Raw genomic sequence first — 18,279 nt, forward strand, 5'->3', positions numbered from 1 at the left:
GCCAAGGAATAGTAAAATGCAACGTTACGATTTGATGTTTCAGCGCTTAAGCGAGCGCAAGCAAGGTGCTTTTGTGCCTTTCGTCACCATCGGCGACCCTTCGCTGGAATTATCCTTTGAAATTATTAAAACCCTGATTGATCAAGGCGCCGATGCGCTGGAACTCGGCATTCCGTTTTCGGATCCCATCGCCGACGGCCCAACCATCCAAAACGCCAATATCCGCGCTTTAGCCGCTGGCGTAACACCGGCGCAGTGTTTTGAATTAATTAGTAAAATCCGTGCTTATAACGCAGATATTCCAATTGGTTTATTGCTGTATAGCAATCTGGTACTGGCACGAGGTATCGACACCTTTTACAGCACCGCCAAAGCCGCAGGTGTGGATTCAATTTTGATTGCTGATGTACCGCTGCACGAAAGCAAAATGTTCAGAACTGTGGCGCAAACCCATGACATCGCCCAGATTTTTATCGCACCGCCAAACATTACCAAAGACGGGCTCAATGAGCTGGCGAGTTATGGCCGTGGTTATACTTATTTGCTCAGCCGCGCTGGCGTGACCGGCACCGAAACCGCGGCGGCGATGCCGGCGTCGCAATTAGTGCAGCAACTACGGGATGTCAATGCCGCACCGACCTTGCTTGGATTTGGTATTTCCAAACCAGAACACGTGAAAGCCGCGCTGGAAGCCGGTGCCGCCGGGGCGATTTCCGGTTCAGCCATAGTGCAAATTATTGAAAAATATCAGCAGGATAAACCGAAGTTACTGAAGGAGTTGGGTGCTTTTGTCGCTGCGATGAAAGCAGCTACACAGTTGTAAATCTCCCAAAGCCGTAGCTTAATAAGTTACGGCTTTTTCATATCTGCCCACCCTTGCTAACTTAGACACATCAGGTTAACCTGAATATTCCACTTGTTTAGCCACGGATACGGTATGCAGCAGACTTCGGTTCTATCCAATATTTATCGGTTCATCCAGAAGCGTCAAAAATTCACCTTGGCTATGGTTGCCATCTGCAACCCATCTGCAGTAAACGCGGCTGTAGCGACACCATTGCCGCCTATTCTAAACTACCACCCGGTATGTGAGCCGACCGTACTAAAAGAGCATACGGACCGACGTCATCTGAAAAGTTATCAAGACGGAGATGCTGAACGCGCCGCAACTGAAAAAGCTAATTTCCTACTCAGTTTGCGCCAACAAGCCGCGGCAGACGGAGCCGATGCCTTGATCCTGCAACGGGTTCACAGCTCAGTTGAGTATGACGATCGCAATAAAACGCAGCATCGATTAAAAATCGAAGGCTCGGCCAGTTTTATTAAATTCTGTGACGGCAATTCTGAATTATCAAATCGCCCCACTCGCTGGAGTGAAGATGGCGCGGTACAAAATGCTAAATCTACAACCCATCGGATTAGCATCAGCAATGACCTCATTTCGTCTACACCACCGACAAAGTTAGCCCCACTCAGCCAAGAAGTTTCATTCAACAAGGGGGTGTTTGGTGTACAACCCGGCATGACCAAAATGCAGGTCGAACATCTGTTTGGCCAAGCAGATGCTAAGATCCAACTGCAAAATGGCCTGACAGCCCATGTTTATGGACGGCAACTTTTTTTAGTTTTTAGCGACGTTTTGCTGCAAATTCAAACAGAACGGCAATTTTTATCTAGCTACGGTCAGAATTTGCTGGAATTGCATGATCATTTTGATAGCAACAGCTGGCTGCTGGCGTCTAAAGTCAGCTACAGATCAAAAATCGCCGATGTTCGTCAGCAACTGCCGACGGCAACAAACGCCGGAGCGCAGCAATTACAACTGAATAACCACCAATATCAGCTGCTGCTGAAGTTTGAAAAATACAGTCTGGAACATCAAAAACCGGCGGAGTCCTTAGTCACTGGTTTTATGTTAAAAAATGCCTCGGAAAAAACTCAGCCGTTAAAGGTGCCTTTGGTGAGTACCGAGCTGTACCTGACAGTATTACAGCAACTACAGCCAGAGCGATTGCAGCAAGCACCGGTTTGGTCGACCTTGACTGTCCCTCCTGCGCTGCCAGAACATCAGTTCAAGACTGAGCGCGGACAATGGCGAATTCTTGGCGATTACATTCAAGTTCAAATTGATGATGATCTGGTTAAAAAGCTTAGAATTGCCGACAGTGTCTTTTACCGCCCTGATCAACCGTCAATTTTTCATAAGCTATATCAATCACTTGGCCTGCCAATACAGAAACAGCAACTGCTGACAATGTTCAGTGACGGCGAACTTTACCATCAGAAATTTAATCTGTATCGCGACAACTTCCAGCTGCAAATTAGTTTTGACTCTGACGCTGATGATGCCAAACCGGAGGAAGTGATCCTCAGTTATTTTTAGCAGGTTAAAATTTAACTCGGTGCAAACGCGGAATTGCGCTAAAATACGCTTCTTTTTTACTCTGCGCTGAGATCAGATTGAAGCAGTTTGCAACCCGTTCTATCGCTAAAAATATGATTCCATTACTGGTTTTGACGCTGGGAGCGACACCTTCCTCCTATGCGTCAAACACCAAAAGAGTCACCATCGAAGTCGTCACCCATCACAGCAGCGATGTGATCCATGTGCTGCCTTGTGTCGTGGCCGCTCCGGTGACTTACCGGATCGCCAGCCACGCCAGCGCGGAATTGTTGCAATTATTGCCGGTTGGCAGCTCGGTCAAAAAAGGCCAACTGGTGGCTAAACAGGATAATGTCTATTTAAGCCAGCAACTTGAATTGATTAAAACCGATATCGAATCCGCAAGGGTGGCGCGAGCCTTTGCTGAAGATGAATACAACAAAGCGCTGATGCTGAGTAAAAAAGGTCTGGCGTCCTCGTCAGAACTAAATAAATTTAAGCTGCAACTTGATAGCGCTTCGTTAAAAATGCAGCGACTGCAGCTGGAATTAAAAACCGCTGAAATCCGCACCAAACGTTTGAATCACCATGCGCCTTTTGATGCGCAGGTCACCGAAGTCAGTTCAGAGCCTGGCGCGCAACTGGCCGAAGGTCAGCCGATCTTGCAACTGATGTCGACCCAAAACAAACAACTGGAATGTAAATTACCGGTGCTGGCCTACCAGAACAGCCTGGCACTCAAAGGCCATCGTTTTGATTTTAATGGTAAACCGCTGAAGTTACGTGAAGTCAGCCAACGACTCGATAGTACGGCTGAAAATCTGACCTTGTATTTTGATCATCCGGCGAAAGATCGGCGTGATATTTTAGTGGGTTATCGCCAGGAAATTACCATGGCGGTCAAAGCCGACAATATCACCCGGGTGCCTTATGATGCGGTGGAACTGGAAGGCAGTACCTATCGCACCTGGCGGGTCAATAAAGATGGCAAAGCCGAGCGGCTGGAGGTGGATGTGTTAGGTACCGTTGACGCCTATTACATCGTGCAATCAGAGATCAAACCTGGTGATCAGCTGGTGGTGCGTGGCCAACAAGGTTTAAGTGTTGGCCAATTAGTCGAATTGATCAGCCGCGACGCCCCACCACCGCCTTAAACTGTTAACAAATTATCGTTCCAGCAATACCGGGTATTTCAGGTACGCCTGGTCATAAAAGGGTGACCGCTGATAAAACCAATTCAATCGCGCCTGACCGTCTTTTTGCAGCGTTGCATCGGCTTGCACAGCCTGATCAAACTGTTGTTTCAGTTTAGGATCGGCGACCAGTTGTTGTTCAATCCACGGAATCATGGCGTATGTTTCAAAGTACTCAGTGCGTTCGAACATACCGTGGAAAAAACCCCAGCTAAAAAATGAATCCGGTGCCTGCGGTTGTAACAACGCTACAGCCAAGGCGCCCAGCGGCTGATCAGTACTGACCCGCACCGAGCCCGGTACCAGCTCCAACTGTCGCCATTGCGGGGTAAAAGTGGCACTGACCCCGACCCGACCTTCAAACGATTTGCTGGCAAATTCTGGTTTCGAAGCTACCAACTGCTGTAATTCCAATGTCTTAGTGGCAGTAAGCCGGCTCATTTTCACGCCGTGGATTTCCAGCCGTTGGATCACGTCCTGATACTGCGGTGGGATCCAATAAGCCGTTGGTACTTCGGTTTCTATCGCCGGTACTTTTTCCCAGTACACCGGAAAATCGACATAGTCTTTGGCTTGACCGGTCCATTTGACATAAGGCGCTTTGCTAATGTCACTGTGGGCGATTTCGTAACTCATGCCTTTAAAGTTGATCAGATCAGGCTGTTCGGCGGCTTTAAACAATAATACTTGTTGCTGCGGCCGGAAATTCTCATCGGCTTTTTTGGCCAGTTGTAACGCTTTACCTTGCTCCTGCAGCAGCTTTAACGTCTGCTCCAGCAATACATAAGTGCCCAACACCCGTTGTTTATAGGGTTTTAAACTGTGGTTTTCGACCAAAATAGTCGGCAAATGCCGCACGTCACCATAACCATTGGAAAAACGCGGTGTCGAGGTGGAGCCGCTTAAACCTTTGCTAAAATCCATCCGATCCAGGCCAAATACCAATGGCCCCGGAATATGCCCCTGGCGGCTGAGTTGGCGGTCCAGATAAGGCCGGTACACCTGCGCCAGCCAACTGGCGCCATTCGGGCTTAAACTGGCGAACGGCTCGTTAAAACCATAAGTAATATCATACTGATAGTCTTCACCGTCGGTGACATGCACGTCCATGTACAAGTCTGGTTGATACTGATTCAGTACCTTCAGCAATGCCCGCATTTCCAGGCTGTCCGCCTTGGCGTAATCGCGGTTTAAATTCAGATTCGAGGCGTTACTGCGCCAGCCTTGCTGCAGCGGCCCACGTTGATTCATCCGGTGATGCTCACCCCGACGTTCGTGGGCATCAACGGATAACACCGGAATAAACAACAAATCGACCTGCGCCAACAATCCGGCTTTATCACCGTGGGCAATATCCCGCAGTAACATTAAACCGGCATCTTTGCCGTCAATTTCGCCACTGTGAATACCGGCTTGCACCAATAACGTCGGACGGCCGGATTTGCCAATCAGATCCGGCTGACTGCTGGCTTTCACCAGATAAATATCACGCCCTTGCGGACTTTGCCCTATCACTTCCAACCGGAACAACGGCGAGCTTTCAACCAGTTTTTTCAAATAGCTGATGGTTTGAGCATAATCCGGTGTTGCAGTTAAATCGGTGAGCTCAGCCGGCGTCACCCACGGATGTTGTGGTTGGATCAGCGCTTGAGTCGGGCCATCCCAGGGTAATAACGGTGGTAAATGATCGGCGGCAGCCACAGGTAAAACCAGAGTGGTGGCGAACAGGAAGAGAGCTTTCATTATTCTTTGTGGACTCCAAAACCAAAAATTTGCAAATCTGCCCCGATTTGCTGCAATTGCAACAATGGCCGATGAAAACGCTGGATCACGGCAAAACACGGCAGGAAGTTACGGGAACATACCAGATAAGCAGGCAGTGCTGTCAACAGCGGTTTCGACAGAAAGCTTAATTTGACGGTTTTCGGCGGCAACTGCTGCCTGGCTTGGCCGCAACGACCATAAAAAAGCCCCGCGAACGGGGCAATCAGCAATTTTTGACAGGTTAACAGCTCAACACAATGCAACCATTAAAAACGGTAGCTAGCACCAATCTGGTAAGCCGTTTCGTCCAGACTGACGTCATCGAGGAAAATCCGACCGACTGAAGCATTCACCGCCAGATTTGGCAATACATACCAGTTACTGCGGACTTCAAAACCGTCGTTGTCATTTTGGAACACACCGGCAGAAACCCAGTGATAACCCAGACCTACCGATAAGTTTTTCCCGAAATAATAATCAGCACCGACATTGTAACTGGTCAGAGTAGAATCATCATAGTTACGCAGGCCACCGGTGATGGCGATAAAGTCGCCGGTGTTTAAATCCAGCAGTTTTTTAGTGCTGGCACCGTATTCCAGTGCGGTGCGACCCAACTCATCTTTGGTGTGATAAATATCAGCGGTCACTAACCAATCGTTTTGGAAAAAATAACCCAGCTTGGTGGTCGCTTCATACGCCTTGCTGTTATTGATAAATTCCATATCAACCGCGGCATAATAGTTGTGGCTGCGATCCATGTACTCGCCACCGACTGACCAGGCGTTGTTGTGTGCTTCCTGATTGCCTGCATCAAGGGTCGCACGGGTAAAAGTGGCGGCCAGGCTTGATTGACGTTGCATAAAAGCAGCTTCGGCCAGTGGTACAGCGCCATCCGTTGATACCGGCGCTAAAAAGAACCGTTGTTTGGCTTGCCAGGCGTTGATATCAACATTGCCGATATCAACCCAACCGTAATTCAGGTCGGTTTGCGCTTGATAAGAACTGGCCACAGCGTTGACGGAGATCACAGAAAATAATGCAGTTAACAGATAAGATTTCATAAAGATGCCCTCTGGCTGGTGATGAATTCGAGGGCAAGATTAACGGTGTCAAACTTAATATAAAATGAATACAGCTATTTTTATAGATTAAACGCGCATATTTACAAAATACATTTTGTTACATTTAAAAATCAATAAGATACAAATTTAACTTTGAAATTAAATCAACGAAAACGGCGATAAAAACAGCATTCATTTAAAATTCACCTCGCTAGATTTCTAACAATGCCTGCTTTAACGAATGAACCTGATCACGCAACATGGCAGCTTGTTCAAACTCCAGATTTTTCGCATGTTGCAGCATCTGAGTTTCCAACTTTTTAATTTCAGCTTGCACCTGATACGGCGTTTTTCCTTTGATCAGTTTCAGATGCTCAGCCACTTGTCGTTGTGGGGTATCGTTCTTCGCATCCTGGCCTAAATCCATCACATCGCCGATTTTTTTCGAAATCTGGGTTGGGATGATGCCATGTAATTCATTATGTGTGACTTGCTTGGCGCGGCGGCGATCGGTTTCATCGATCGCCCTTTGCATCGAGCCGGTGATCCGATCGGCGTACAAAATCGCTTTACCGTTGACGTTACGCGCTGCCCGACCAATGGTTTGGATTAAAGAGCGCTCCGAGCGCAGGAAACCTTCTTTATCGGCGTCCAAAATCGCCACCAGCGATACTTCCGGAATATCCAGACCTTCCCGCAGTAAATTGATACCAACCAGCACATCAAACACACCGAGGCGTAAATCACGGATAATTTCCACCCGCTCCACGGTATCGATGTCCGAGTGCAGATACCGCACCTTGACGTTATGGCCAGACAAATAATCGGTTAAATCTTCGGCCATCTTTTTAGTCAGCGTGGTCACTAACACCCGCTCACCCCGTTTGGCGCAGCGATAGGCTTCGGACAACAAATCATCGACCTGCGAGCCGACCGGCCGGATTTCAATCACCGGATCAATCAAACCGGTTGGCCGCACCACCTGCTCCACCACTTCACCGGCCGATTTTTCCAGCTCATAAGCAGCAGGTGTCGCAGAAACATAAATCCGCTGTGGCGCGATGGCTTCGAACTCATCAAATTTCAGTGGCCGGTTATCCAGCGCTGAAGGCAACCGGAAACCATAATTCACCAGATTTTCTTTACGCGAGCGATCGCCCTTAAACATGGCGCCAATTTGCGAAATAGTGACGTGTGATTCGTCGATAAACATCAAACCATCGGCCGGGAAATAATCAAGCAAGGTTGGGGGTGGCTCGCCATCGGCGCGACCGGACAAATACCTGGAATAGTTTTCAATCCCGGAGCAATAGCCGAGCTCAACCATCATCTCAATATCAAACTGGGTGCGCTGGCCGATACGCTGCTCTTCAATCAGTTTGTTGTCCGCCAATAACTGCGCGCGACGGCTGGCCAATTCCACTTTAATCTTCTCCACCGCTTCGAGAATTTTCTCGCGTGGCGTCACATAATGCGTTTTTGGGTAAATGGTATAACGGGTCACGGTGCGATCAACGGCGCCGGTTAGCGGGTCAAAAATACTGATCCGCTCAATTTCTTCATCAAACAGTTCCAGCCGCACCGCCAGCTCGTCTGATTCGGCCGGGAAAATATCAATCACGTCCCCACGCACCCGATAGGTCGCACGCTCAAACGCCATATCGTTGCGGGAATATTGCAACTCGGCGAGGCGGCGTAGGATAAAACGCTGATCGACAATATCGCCCACTTTGAGATGCAATAGCATTTTCATATAAGATTCGGGATCGCCCAAACCGTAAATCGCCGATACTGAGGCGATAATCACCACGTCGCGCCGCTCCATTAACGCCTTGGTCGCCGACAACCGCATCTGCTCGATATGTTCGTTAATCGAGGCATCTTTTTCGATAAAGGTGTCGCTGGCCGGCACATAAGCTTCCGGTTGGTAATAATCGTAATAAGACACAAAGTATTCGACCGAATTGTTCGGGAAAAACTCTTTCATCTCGCCATACAGCTGCGCCGCCAGTGTTTTATTGTGCGCCATAATCAAGGTCGGTCGGTTTACCGCGGCAATGATATTGGCCATGGTAAATGTTTTACCGGAACCGGTGACACCTAATAAGGTTTGATGGGCAAGGCCAGACTCCAGACCCTCAATCAATTTAGCAATAGCGGTCGGTTGGTCACCAGACGGCTGGTAAGGTGAATGCAGTTCAAAATCGCGCGACATCACAACATCCTTATGCTTTTACCGGCACAGCACCGATTTGCAACTCTGCTAAAGTACGACGAAACCAATAAATGGCAATAGCGGCGATGATCACGTTCGCCAGCAAGGCGCCACTATAAACCCCCAGCACACCAAACAACTTGCCGCCAAACCAGGCCATGGGTACATAAAACACAAATAACCGGATGACACTGAGCCCCAGCGCCCGCATCGGTAAATGCAACGCATTAAAAGAAGAATTGGTCAGGATCACAATGCCCTGCAAACCGTAGCCCAAAGGCAAAATCCAGATAAAGCTGCGAATAAGCCCAACAACGGCTGGATCTTCGGAGAACCATAGGGCAATCCACCAGGCAGCGATCGCCAACAGCAGGTAGACCGCAAACTGCCAACCTAATACAAAGCGGATACACATCTGATAACCGGCCTGTACTCTGGACATCTGCCCGGCGCCAAGATTCTGGCTGACAAAAGGCGGTAAGGTCATCGATAACGCCAACACCACTAAACTGGCAATACTCTCAATACGGGCACCTACACCATAAGCAGCGACCGCATGGGCGCCATAACTCGCCATCACCGCCGTCAAAATCGCCATCGCCAGTGGTGTCAGCATATTGGCGCCAGCTGCGGGTAAACCAATGTGCAAAATACGTCGGCTGATCGCAATAAACTCTCTGAATGGCTGATGGCCTTTGTCGATCAGTTGCCGCCGATAGACAATTAAATAAAGGATCAGCCCAAAGCTCACCAGCCAGGAAATGACACTGGCAATGGCAGCGCCTTCCACACCCATCGCCGGTACTGGCCCCCAACCAAAGATTAAAATTGGGTCGAGCACCGCATTGATGACTCCGGAGCACGCCATCATCAGACTGGGGGTTTTAGTATCGCCAGCTGCCCGTAGCACCGCATTCCCAATCATCGGGGTAATCAGAAACACCGCGCCGAAAAACCACCAGCTCATATAGTCGTGGATAAAAGGCAAGGTATCGTCCTGCGCCCCTAATAACCGGAACAACGGATCCATAAACAGGTACCCAACCAGCGACAACGCCATCACCAGATAAGCGGACAACCACAACGCCGCCAGTCCATCTGCTTTGGCGGCACTGTTTTCGCCACTGCCATGGGCTTTTGCGATCACCGCGGAGGTCCCAATACTCAAACCAATCGCCAGGCTAATCACAGTGAAGGTCACCGGAAAGGTAAAACTGACAGCAGCCAGCTCTTTGGTACCGAGCATACTAATAAAGAAGGTGTCGACCAGATTAAACGACATCAGCGTAATCATGCCAAACAACATCGGCACCGTCATCCGGACCAGGATCTGGCGAATATCACCATCGGTCATCGTCATTTTAGTTACAGCTTTTTGGCTCATAGCACAGGCTTCAAGGCGTGGGTGCGCCATTGTAGAGAAAAGCGCGCCGTAGCTCCATGCACCTTTGCAATTATCTCACATAGGCCCCAAGCCACTATTTGCGGACGCTTGATCATGCTGTTACTCAATGTTGTACTGAATGTACTGAATGTACCGAAATTTGTATTTTCCCGAGCAAACTCTGCTGTTTATCAGCGGTTCCGTCTAAAAACAGTTCACAATGGTCATGGAACGGACATATCTGCAGCAGATCCGGTATTTAGCGGAACCGCCATTGGTCGCAAATTTATAAGTCATTGTATTAAAACAGATAAATATTTTTCAATTTAGATATTGATCTGGCTCCAGCCCGCATTGTTATTGACTTCACACAGGCGCGGCACCGGTCATCCACAAAGATATCCACAGATTCTGTGAGTAAAGTGCTGCAAGCCTTACCGGCTCTACGCTGGCGCAAGATCGCTAAAACCAGACGCGATCCTTCGCGATAAAATTGACAGTAAAGCCGCGAATTCAGGCACTTTTTGCGCACTTTGACTAAACAATCAGCAAGTGAATCAGAATGGGCGATTTGTGCGGGTGAAACTGTTGACAGCCTCGAATCATGGCATTAGTATTGCGCCCCGTTGCAGACACAGTTCCTCAGTAGCTCAGCCGGTTAGAGCGGCGGACTGTTAATCCGTAGGTCGTTGGTTCGAGTCCAACCTGGGGAGCCACCTAAAGCATATATTCCTTTAAACACCTTCTTTGCTTCAACTTCTCGCCGTGCCCGATTGCGCTATAACTTCCTATTTTCACCTGATCTGCGCTAATTTAGTCTGTTGTACGTAAAGTATGTTTATTTTGCTGCAATTTTTTGTTTTAATTGAATTTATATAACTCCTAGTTCCTGATCAATCAGGATGCCGTCTATAGTTGAGTTGATTCCTTGCCGAATTGGAAAATGATACCGCTATGAAAATGTTACGGACCCTGTTCATTGCTCAGCTGTTGTGCGCTTTATTACTGATTGCAGTGGTACTTAGTGCGTTAATCATGACGGAAAAACAATCTGTCAAACAAAGTTACGACAGCCAGAAAAACACCATCAGCCACCTGCTGAAAAATTTTGTTGGGGACGATTATAAAAATCTGGTCCAGCAAATCCGCAGCAGCGTTAACCCACAGATGCTGGAAATCAGTAAAGCCGACGGATCTGTCGTTCATGAGCACAATAACGCTACCGCCCGCTCTGAGCTGTTAGATACCGTGCACGGCTTAGGTGGCATCGAGCAGCAACCGGCGTTGCTCAAATCTGATGAGCATGAACTGCAAATTAAATTTGTCCCCAATTTTGATCAAAGCAACGCCACCTTTATGCAGGCGTTCTGGTTAATGCTGGTCGCACCTTTATTGTTATTTTTATTACCGGCCGTCATGAGCCCGGTGCTGATCGGCGGTATGCTAAAAAAAGCCAATCACACCATCAGCCAGGCGATTGAACGTTTTATGCGCGACCCTGCCGCCGATTTAAATATACAGGAGCTCCCGGCTGACTTTCATGATGTCAGCCACTCTTTAACCACCTTTGCCAGTTTTAGTCAGAAGCAATTTAATGAAATGACCCAAACCGCGAAACAAGTGACCGAAGATGCCTTCAAAGATGGCGTCACCGGTTTACCGAACCGCAATCGTTTTGTGCAATATTATGAAGACCATCTGCGTGAGGGGCATCAGGCAGATTTTGGTGTATTTGCCATCACCCGCTGTACTGAATTGCAAAATATTAACCAAAGCCGTGGGTATCACGAAGGTGATAAATATGTGCAGGCGGTGGCTGAACTGGTACAAAAAGTTGCAACGACTTACCGTGACAATAAAGTGTACCGCCTCAATAGCAGCGATTTTGGCATTATGCTGCCGCGGGTCACCCCCAAAGAATCTGAAAACTTTGCGATGCAACTGCAAAGCAAATTTAATGAATATCAGAAGCTTACAGAGCTGGATTCTGTTGCCTACACCGGTTTGGTCAGCTACGAAACCGGCAAAGCGCTCGGCGAATTACTGGCGATTGCCGATACCTCGATCAGTCTGGCGCAAACTAAACAACCGAACGCCTGGCACATTCAAAAAGAAAGTGCAGCCGGCGAAGTCGGCGTTGGCGGTTATGGCAATCAAAACTGGCGCAATGTGATTGATGATGTACTGGCCAATAACCGCATTAGTTTGCTGGTGCAAACAGTGCAGCCAGCTAACCGCTCGTCAAAAACCTATTCAGAAATTCTGGTGCGCTTTAAAACAGTGGAAAACCAGATTTTGCCTACCGCTTCCTTTTTAGCGATGGCGGAAAAACTCGATAAAATTATTGCTGTAGACCGGCTGATTATTGAAACTGCGCTAACCACCATTAAAAACCGCAATATTCAGGATCAATATTTTGGCCTGAACCTGTCGCCCCGTTGTGTGCATGACGATCAGTTTGTGATCTGGCTGGAACGCCGGTTACTCAAAGACGCCTCGATCGCCAGTAAACTGGTGTTTGAAGTCAGTGAATTTGGATTGCAGCAGAACTTAAAAACCAGTAAGCGATTTATTGATATGGTGCATCGTTGTGGCGCCCGCTTAACGGTGGAAAAATTTGGTGTTGGTATTACCTCCTTTAAGTTTTTCCGGGACCTCAAACCAGATTTTGTCAAAATGGATGGCAGCTATACCCGCCATATCGACGAAGACAAAAACAATCAGTACTTTATGCGGTTAATGATTGATTTAGCCCATCGTATCGGTGTGGGTGTGCTGGCAGAAAGTGTCGAGTCGCAGGAAGAGAAACATATGCTCGAATCGCTGTTTATCGACGGTACCCAGGGTTACTACATCGGTAAACCTGCGGCGATGTAACTCAGATTGCTGATAAATCCATCAACTACACCTTGTCGGCAATAACCCTGCTTCGCGTCGGGTTGTCTGGCGGACTCAAAGCACGCATAATACGCAGCTAATCCAGAAGTGCTGGTTGCTGCAGCCTTTCTGATCTGACGCCGGGGTCAACCGCCCCTGCTGGACCACCTGATCATACGCACCTGAAGATACACATATGATGACTGAATTTTTCGTGTTGCTGCTCAGTACCATCCTGGTCAATAACATTGTGTTGGTTAAGTTTTTAGGTTTGTGCCCTTTTATGGGGGTTTCCAACAAACTCGATACCGCGATTGGCATGTGTCTGGCGACAACCTTTGTGCTGACATTGGCATCGTTGTGCAGTTATCTGGTGGAATTTTACATTCTGGCACCGCTGGATCTCAGTTACCTGCGCACCTTAAGTTTTATTCTGGTGATTGCCGTTGTTGTCCAATTCACCGAAATGGTGGTGCATAAAACCAGTCCGGCGTTATACCGCTTACTTGGCATCTTTTTACCGCTGATCACCACCAACTGCGCCGTACTTGGCGTCGCGTTACTGAACGTCAATGCCAATCATGGTCTGTTTGGCTCCGTGATCTACGGTTTTGGCACCGCCGTAGGTTTTTCGCTGGTGCTGGTGCTGTTTGCGGCGATGCGTGAACGCTTAGCCAGTGCCGATGTGCCAGTGGTGTTTCGGGGTGCCGCTATTGGTTTGATCACCGCAGGTTTAATGTCGCTGGCCTTTATGGGCTTCACCGGTTTGGTTAAGGTTTGAGATGTCGATGCTTGTTGCTCTGATTGCGATTGGCTGCCTGGCGCTGATTTTCGGTGCCATTCTGGGATATGCCGCATTACGTTTTAAAGTAGAAGCTGATCCGCTGGTCGATCAGATTGACGATATTCTGCCGCAAACCCAATGCGGGCAATGTGGTTATCCGGGTTGCCGTCCTTATGCTGAAGCCATCGCCAATGGCGATGCAATTAATAAATGTCCTCCGGGTGGTGAAGCCGCCATTAAAAAGCTGGCCGATTTAATGGGTGTGGCGGCAACACCGCTGGACGGCGCACAGACGCCTGCCGTGAAGCGTGTCGCCTACATTCGGGAAGATGAATGTATTGGCTGCACCAAGTGTATTCAGGCCTGTCCGGTCGACGCTATTGTCGGCGCTTCCAAGCTGATGCATACCGTACTGATCGACGAATGTACCGGCTGCGATTTATGTGTCGAACCTTGCCCGGTCAATTGTATTGATATGGTGCCGTTACCCGGCACCGTTGAGCGCTGGAAATGGAATTTAGAAGCGATTCCGGTGCGCGTGGTGGAAAGCAACTTGGCAAACAGCAACGTCGTGGAGAGCAACTAAGTGCAGTCGTTGTTTCAGCAAATCAAAGCCGGTCAACTGTGGGATTTTCACGGTGGTATTCACCCGCCTGCCCGCAAACAACAGACCAGCCAAAAACCGATTGGCCGCCTATCGTTACCGGACCGTTTGTATGTTCCCTTACGCCAACATATTGGTGTGCCTGGTTCGTTGTTAGTTGCGGTGGGTCAGCAAGTTCTCAAAGGCCAGCCACTGACACTGGCTGATAATGCGATGGCCGTGCCGGTGCATGCGCCAACGTCCGGCACAGTACTGGCGATTGAACCCCATATCGCCCCGCATCCTTCTGCCTTACCAGAGCTTTGTGTGGTGATCGCGCCCGATGGTCTGGAGCAATGGCGCGAACGTCAGCCGTTAAATCTGGCGGAATGTGACCGGTTAAGCTTGTTACAACGCATTCAGGACGCCGGTATTGCCGGCATGGGTGGCGCTGGTTTTCCGACCCATTTAAAAACCGGTGCCGCTAACGGCGTCGATTATCTGATTATCAATGCCGTCGAGTGCGAGCCTTATATCAGCGCCGATGACGTGCTGATGCAGGAATTTGCCACCACCATCGTCAAAGGCATTGATATTCTGTGCGAATTATCCGGCCCCAAAGCAGTGCTGATTGGCATTGAAGATGATAAACCAGGGGCGATTGCCGCGATGCAGGCCGCCTGCAGCCAGCGTGAACAATATTTGGTGAAAACGGTACCGGCCAAATACCCGTCCGGCGGCGAAAAACAACTAATTCAACTGTTGACCAGCAAAGAAGTACCGGCCGGACGTCGCCCACTCGATATCGGTATTGTGATGCAAAACGTCGGTACTGTATTTGCCATCGCCCAGGCGGTGCTGGAAGATATGCCGCTGATTTCGCGGATTGTCACCGTGGTCGGCGATTCACTGACGCAGCCGCAAAATGTGCTGGCGCTGATTGGCACGCCAGTCGGCTATTTACTCGATGCCTGCGGTTTTAGCCCGGAACCGGCACAGCGTATTATTATGGGCGGCCCGATGATGGGGTTCACCCTGCCCTCGGTGTCGGTACCGGTGGTAAAAACCAGCAACTGTATTCTGGCGCCATCACAAGCTGAATTACCTTCTGCCAACAACGAAATGGACTGTATTCGCTGTGGCGCCTGCGCTGAAGTCTGCCCGGCGGTGTTATTGCCGCAGCAACTGTTGTGGTACAGCAAAGCCAAAGATTTAGACAAACTCAAAGAATACCACCTGGCCGACTGCATCGAATGTGGTGCCTGCGCTTATGTTTGCCCAAGTGAAATTCCACTGGTGCATTATTATCGGGTGGCCAAAGCGGAAATTCGCGAACAAAGCCGCGACGAATTAAAAGCTGAACAAGCCAAAGCCCGCTTCGAAGCACGCAACGAGCGGCTGGAACAAGACAAACAACAACGCGCCGCCCGCAATCAGGCGTTAGCGCTGCAACGCCAGCAACTGATGGCCGAGCAGCACAAAGGCCGCGAAATTGAACAGGCGCAGCAACGGGTTGACGCGACAGCCGAGCCGGTGCAAGAACTCAGCAAAGAGCAAATTATTGCGCTGCGTGAGCAGAAAAAAGCCGAGGCGCGTGCTTATCAGGCGCAAAAGACTGCGCAGCAGTCAACTGCTGACACGGTTGAAGTAGTTGAAGCACCTCAAGTAGCTGACGCACCTGAAGTCGCTGGCAACAGCGTATCGTCTGAAGCTGTTGCAACAGCGACAGCGCCAGAAACCGCCGCCGATCCACGTGCCGCTGCAGTCGCCGCCGCGATTGCCCGCGCCAAAGCGAAAAAAGCCCAGACTGAGTCTGTGGAAGTACCCGTTGCAGCGCCGCCAGTCACAGCAGCACTAGTCACCACAGAGCCCGTGCTCGATACCAGAGCAGCAGCCGTGGCCGCAGCCATCGCCCGTGCGAAAGCGAAAAAGGCTCAGGCTGAGCCTGCAGCAGTTGCTGTTGCCGCTACCAATCCAGCGCCTGCGCCAGAAGCCAATGCGACCGATGCGGCAGCTGTCAGCGACAACGATCGTGAAGCCGTCAAACGACAGGCTTTAGCCGCCGCAATTGCCAGGGCACAAGCAAAACGGCAACAGGCAAATACGGAAGCAGCTATGGACGCCCATGCCGCTCTTTCCGACGAAAGACCTGCGACGGCACCAGACATTGTTGCTGGGCCACTCGCAACAGCAAATACCGCAGCAGTAAATGCTATCACAGCAGCAGAAGACCACATTCCTGCTGTTGATCCACGTAAAGCCGCCATTGCTGCCGCTATCGCCAGAGCGAAAGCCAAACAACAGTTATCAGCTACCGATCCTAAGGACCAGGCATGAGTTTCAGAATCGCCAGCTCGCCGCACAATCACAGCCAGCAACACACTTGTGTGCTGATGCAAAAAGTGATCTTGGCTTGTCTTCCCGGGATCGCTTGCCAGGTGTACTTCTTTGGCTATGGCGTCTTGTTACAGCTGGTGCTGGCCATATTGACCGCCTGGGCCAGTGAAGCGCTGGTCCTGCGGTTAAGGCAAAAGCCAGTACTACCCCGGTTAAAAGATCACAGCGCGATGTTAACTGCCGTGCTGTTGGCGGTGTCCATTCCGGCGTTTGCGCCCTGGTGGGTCATTGTGCTCGGCACCGCTTTTGCCATTATCATTGTTAAACAGCTGTATGGGGGTTTAGGCCATAACCTGTTTAACCCGGCGATGGCGGCTTATGTCTTTTTGCTGGTTTCCTTTCCACAACAAATGACTAGCTGGTTGCCGCCATTAACACTTCAGGCGCAGCAACAACAATGGCTGGACCCGGTGTGTGCGGTGTTTACCGATTTCAGCTGTGCCGGTTACAGCCTGACCCAGCTGAAAACCGATATCGATGGTATGACGATGGCCACACCACTCGATACCATCAAAACTGATTTGTCGACCGGCAAAACGCTAACGGAAAGCTTGCAGCAACCGGTGTTTGATAGTTTTGGCGGCCTTGGCTGGAACTACATCAATCTGGCGTTTTTACTCGGCGGTTTGTGGTTGTGGCAACAAAAGGTTATTCAGTGGCGCATTCCAGTGGCGGTGCTCGGCACGCTCGGGCTTTGCAGTTTACTCGGTTATCTGATTGATCCGGATTTACATGCCAGCCCGCTGTTCCATTTACTGAGTGGCGGCACCATGTTAGCGGCATTTTTTATTGCCACCGATCCGGTATCGGCGTCGACCACTTTGCGCGGCCGTTTGTATTATGGCGCTTTGATTGGACTACTGATTTATCTGATCCGCAGTTTTGGTGGTTTCCCGGATGCAGTAGCGTTTGCAGTGATGTTGGCCAATTTAGCGGTGCCACTGATTGATTATTACAGTCGCCCGCGGACTTATGGTCATAAACCAAAAGGATCGTTTTAATGCTGAAATTTGTCAGTAAAAATGCCCTGATCCTGGGTGCAGCAGCAGCTGTGTGTGTGCTGCTGGTCGCCAGTGTCAATCAGCTGACGGCGCCGACTATCGCGCAACAGGCTGAACTGCAAAAATTAAAGTTGCTGCAAGAAGTGCTGCCGCCAGGCGCAGCTTCTGCAGAACTGCTACAAGATTGTTTAGTGTTGCAACAACCGGACGTGTTGTTTCAACACAAAGCCAAAACTTATCGCTGGCGGCAACAGGGTGAACTGGCGGCTTATGTGATTGAAACCACTGCGCCGGACGGTTACAGCGGCAATATTCAGTTGTTAGCGGCCATCACCCCGGACGGTACTGTGTTGGGTGTGCGTACGCTGAGCCACAAAGAAACACCGGGACTCGGTGATAAAATTGAAATGCGTAAAGCCAACTGGATGGACAGTTTTCGCCAGCGCCAAGTACAAAGTGCCGACGATAAACGCTTTGGCGTGAAAAAAGACGGCGGCGAGTTTGATCAGTTTACCGGCGCGACGATCACGCCAAGAGCGGTGGTGGCGGCAGTCAAACGCACGGCACTTTATCTGAAACAACATCCGGAACTGGCAGAGGCTCCGGCCAACTGTCAGCCGCAGTGATGTTGCGAAAA

The 18,279-nt window shown here is 49.8% G+C and carries 13 protein-coding genes and 1 tRNA gene; 10 read left to right on the top strand and 4 right to left on the bottom strand.

Annotation, left to right across the window (positions count from 1 at the left end):
- Positions 1-16 precede the first annotated feature (16 nt).
- The 3 genes from trpA to EOE67_RS03345 all read left to right on the top strand — a co-directional run bounded on the left by trpA (position 17) and on the right by EOE67_RS03345 (position 3,537).
- Positions 17-823, top strand: a complete 807-nt coding sequence (gene trpA / locus EOE67_RS03335; RefSeq protein WP_127697630.1) for a tryptophan synthase subunit alpha — start codon at positions 17-19, stop codon at positions 821-823.
- A 114-nt stretch (positions 824-937) separates the two neighbouring features.
- Entirely contained in the window at positions 938-2,383 is a 1,446-nt protein-coding gene (locus EOE67_RS03340) for a hypothetical protein (protein WP_127697631.1), read from the top strand.
- Between the two features lie 113 nt (positions 2,384-2,496).
- Positions 2,497-3,537, top strand: a complete 1,041-nt coding sequence (locus EOE67_RS03345; RefSeq protein ID WP_127697632.1) for an efflux RND transporter periplasmic adaptor subunit — start codon at positions 2,497-2,499, stop codon at positions 3,535-3,537.
- A gap of 12 nt (positions 3,538-3,549) precedes the next feature.
- Here the strand turns inward: EOE67_RS03345 and EOE67_RS03350 are convergent, their stop codons facing one another.
- The 4 genes from EOE67_RS03350 to EOE67_RS03365 form a co-directional block, all read right to left on the bottom strand.
- Positions 3,550-5,319, bottom strand: a complete 1,770-nt coding sequence (locus EOE67_RS03350) for a M14 family metallopeptidase (protein ID WP_127697633.1) — start codon at positions 5,317-5,319, stop codon at positions 3,550-3,552.
- 287 nt (positions 5,320-5,606) lie between these two features.
- A complete protein-coding gene (locus tag EOE67_RS03355; RefSeq protein WP_127697634.1) occupies positions 5,607-6,401 on the bottom strand; it encodes a putative porin in 795 nt (264 codons plus the stop codon).
- Between the two features lie 211 nt (positions 6,402-6,612).
- A complete protein-coding gene (gene uvrB, locus EOE67_RS03360) occupies positions 6,613-8,616 on the bottom strand; it encodes an excinuclease ABC subunit UvrB (RefSeq protein ID WP_127697635.1) in 2,004 nt (667 codons plus the stop codon).
- Positions 8,617-8,626: 10 nt separating this feature from the next.
- Positions 8,627-9,976, bottom strand: a complete 1,350-nt coding sequence (locus EOE67_RS03365) for an MATE family efflux transporter (RefSeq protein WP_240652701.1) — start codon at positions 9,974-9,976, stop codon at positions 8,627-8,629.
- 663 nt (positions 9,977-10,639) lie between these two features.
- Here EOE67_RS03365 and EOE67_RS03370 point away from each other — a divergent pair.
- The 7 genes from EOE67_RS03370 to rsxG all read left to right on the top strand — a co-directional run bounded on the left by EOE67_RS03370 (position 10,640) and on the right by rsxG (position 18,268).
- Positions 10,640-10,716: transfer RNA gene (locus EOE67_RS03370), tRNA-Asn, on the top strand.
- A 238-nt stretch (positions 10,717-10,954) separates the two neighbouring features.
- A complete protein-coding gene (locus tag EOE67_RS03375; protein ID WP_127697637.1) occupies positions 10,955-12,877 on the top strand; it encodes an EAL domain-containing protein in 1,923 nt (640 codons plus the stop codon).
- Between the two features lie 199 nt (positions 12,878-13,076).
- Complete coding sequence (gene rsxA, locus EOE67_RS03380; RefSeq protein WP_127697638.1) at positions 13,077-13,658, top strand: electron transport complex subunit RsxA; 582 nt, start codon at positions 13,077-13,079, stop codon at positions 13,656-13,658.
- Between the two features lies 1 nt (position 13,659).
- Positions 13,660-14,247: an electron transport complex subunit RsxB gene (gene rsxB, locus EOE67_RS03385; protein ID WP_127697639.1), complete on the top strand. Its 588-nt coding sequence runs from the start codon at positions 13,660-13,662 to the stop codon at positions 14,245-14,247.
- On the top strand, positions 14,248-16,581 hold the full coding sequence (gene rsxC, locus EOE67_RS03390) for an electron transport complex subunit RsxC (RefSeq protein WP_127697640.1): 2,334 nt from the start codon (positions 14,248-14,250) through the stop codon (positions 16,579-16,581).
- Positions 16,578-17,642, top strand: a complete 1,065-nt coding sequence (rsxD, locus tag EOE67_RS03395; RefSeq protein ID WP_127697641.1) for an electron transport complex subunit RsxD — start codon at positions 16,578-16,580, stop codon at positions 17,640-17,642. Before rsxC ends, rsxD begins: the two co-directional genes overlap by 4 nt.
- Positions 17,642-18,268, top strand: coding sequence for an electron transport complex subunit RsxG (rsxG, locus tag EOE67_RS03400; RefSeq protein WP_127697642.1), 627 nt, complete (start codon positions 17,642-17,644; stop codon positions 18,266-18,268). Before rsxD ends, rsxG begins: the two co-directional genes overlap by 1 nt.
- Positions 18,269-18,279 lie beyond the last annotated feature (11 nt).

The sequence above is a fragment of the Rheinheimera riviphila genome (assembly GCF_004005945.1).
In the GTDB taxonomy this organism is placed as follows: Bacteria; Pseudomonadota; Gammaproteobacteria; order Enterobacterales; family Alteromonadaceae; genus Pararheinheimera; species Pararheinheimera riviphila.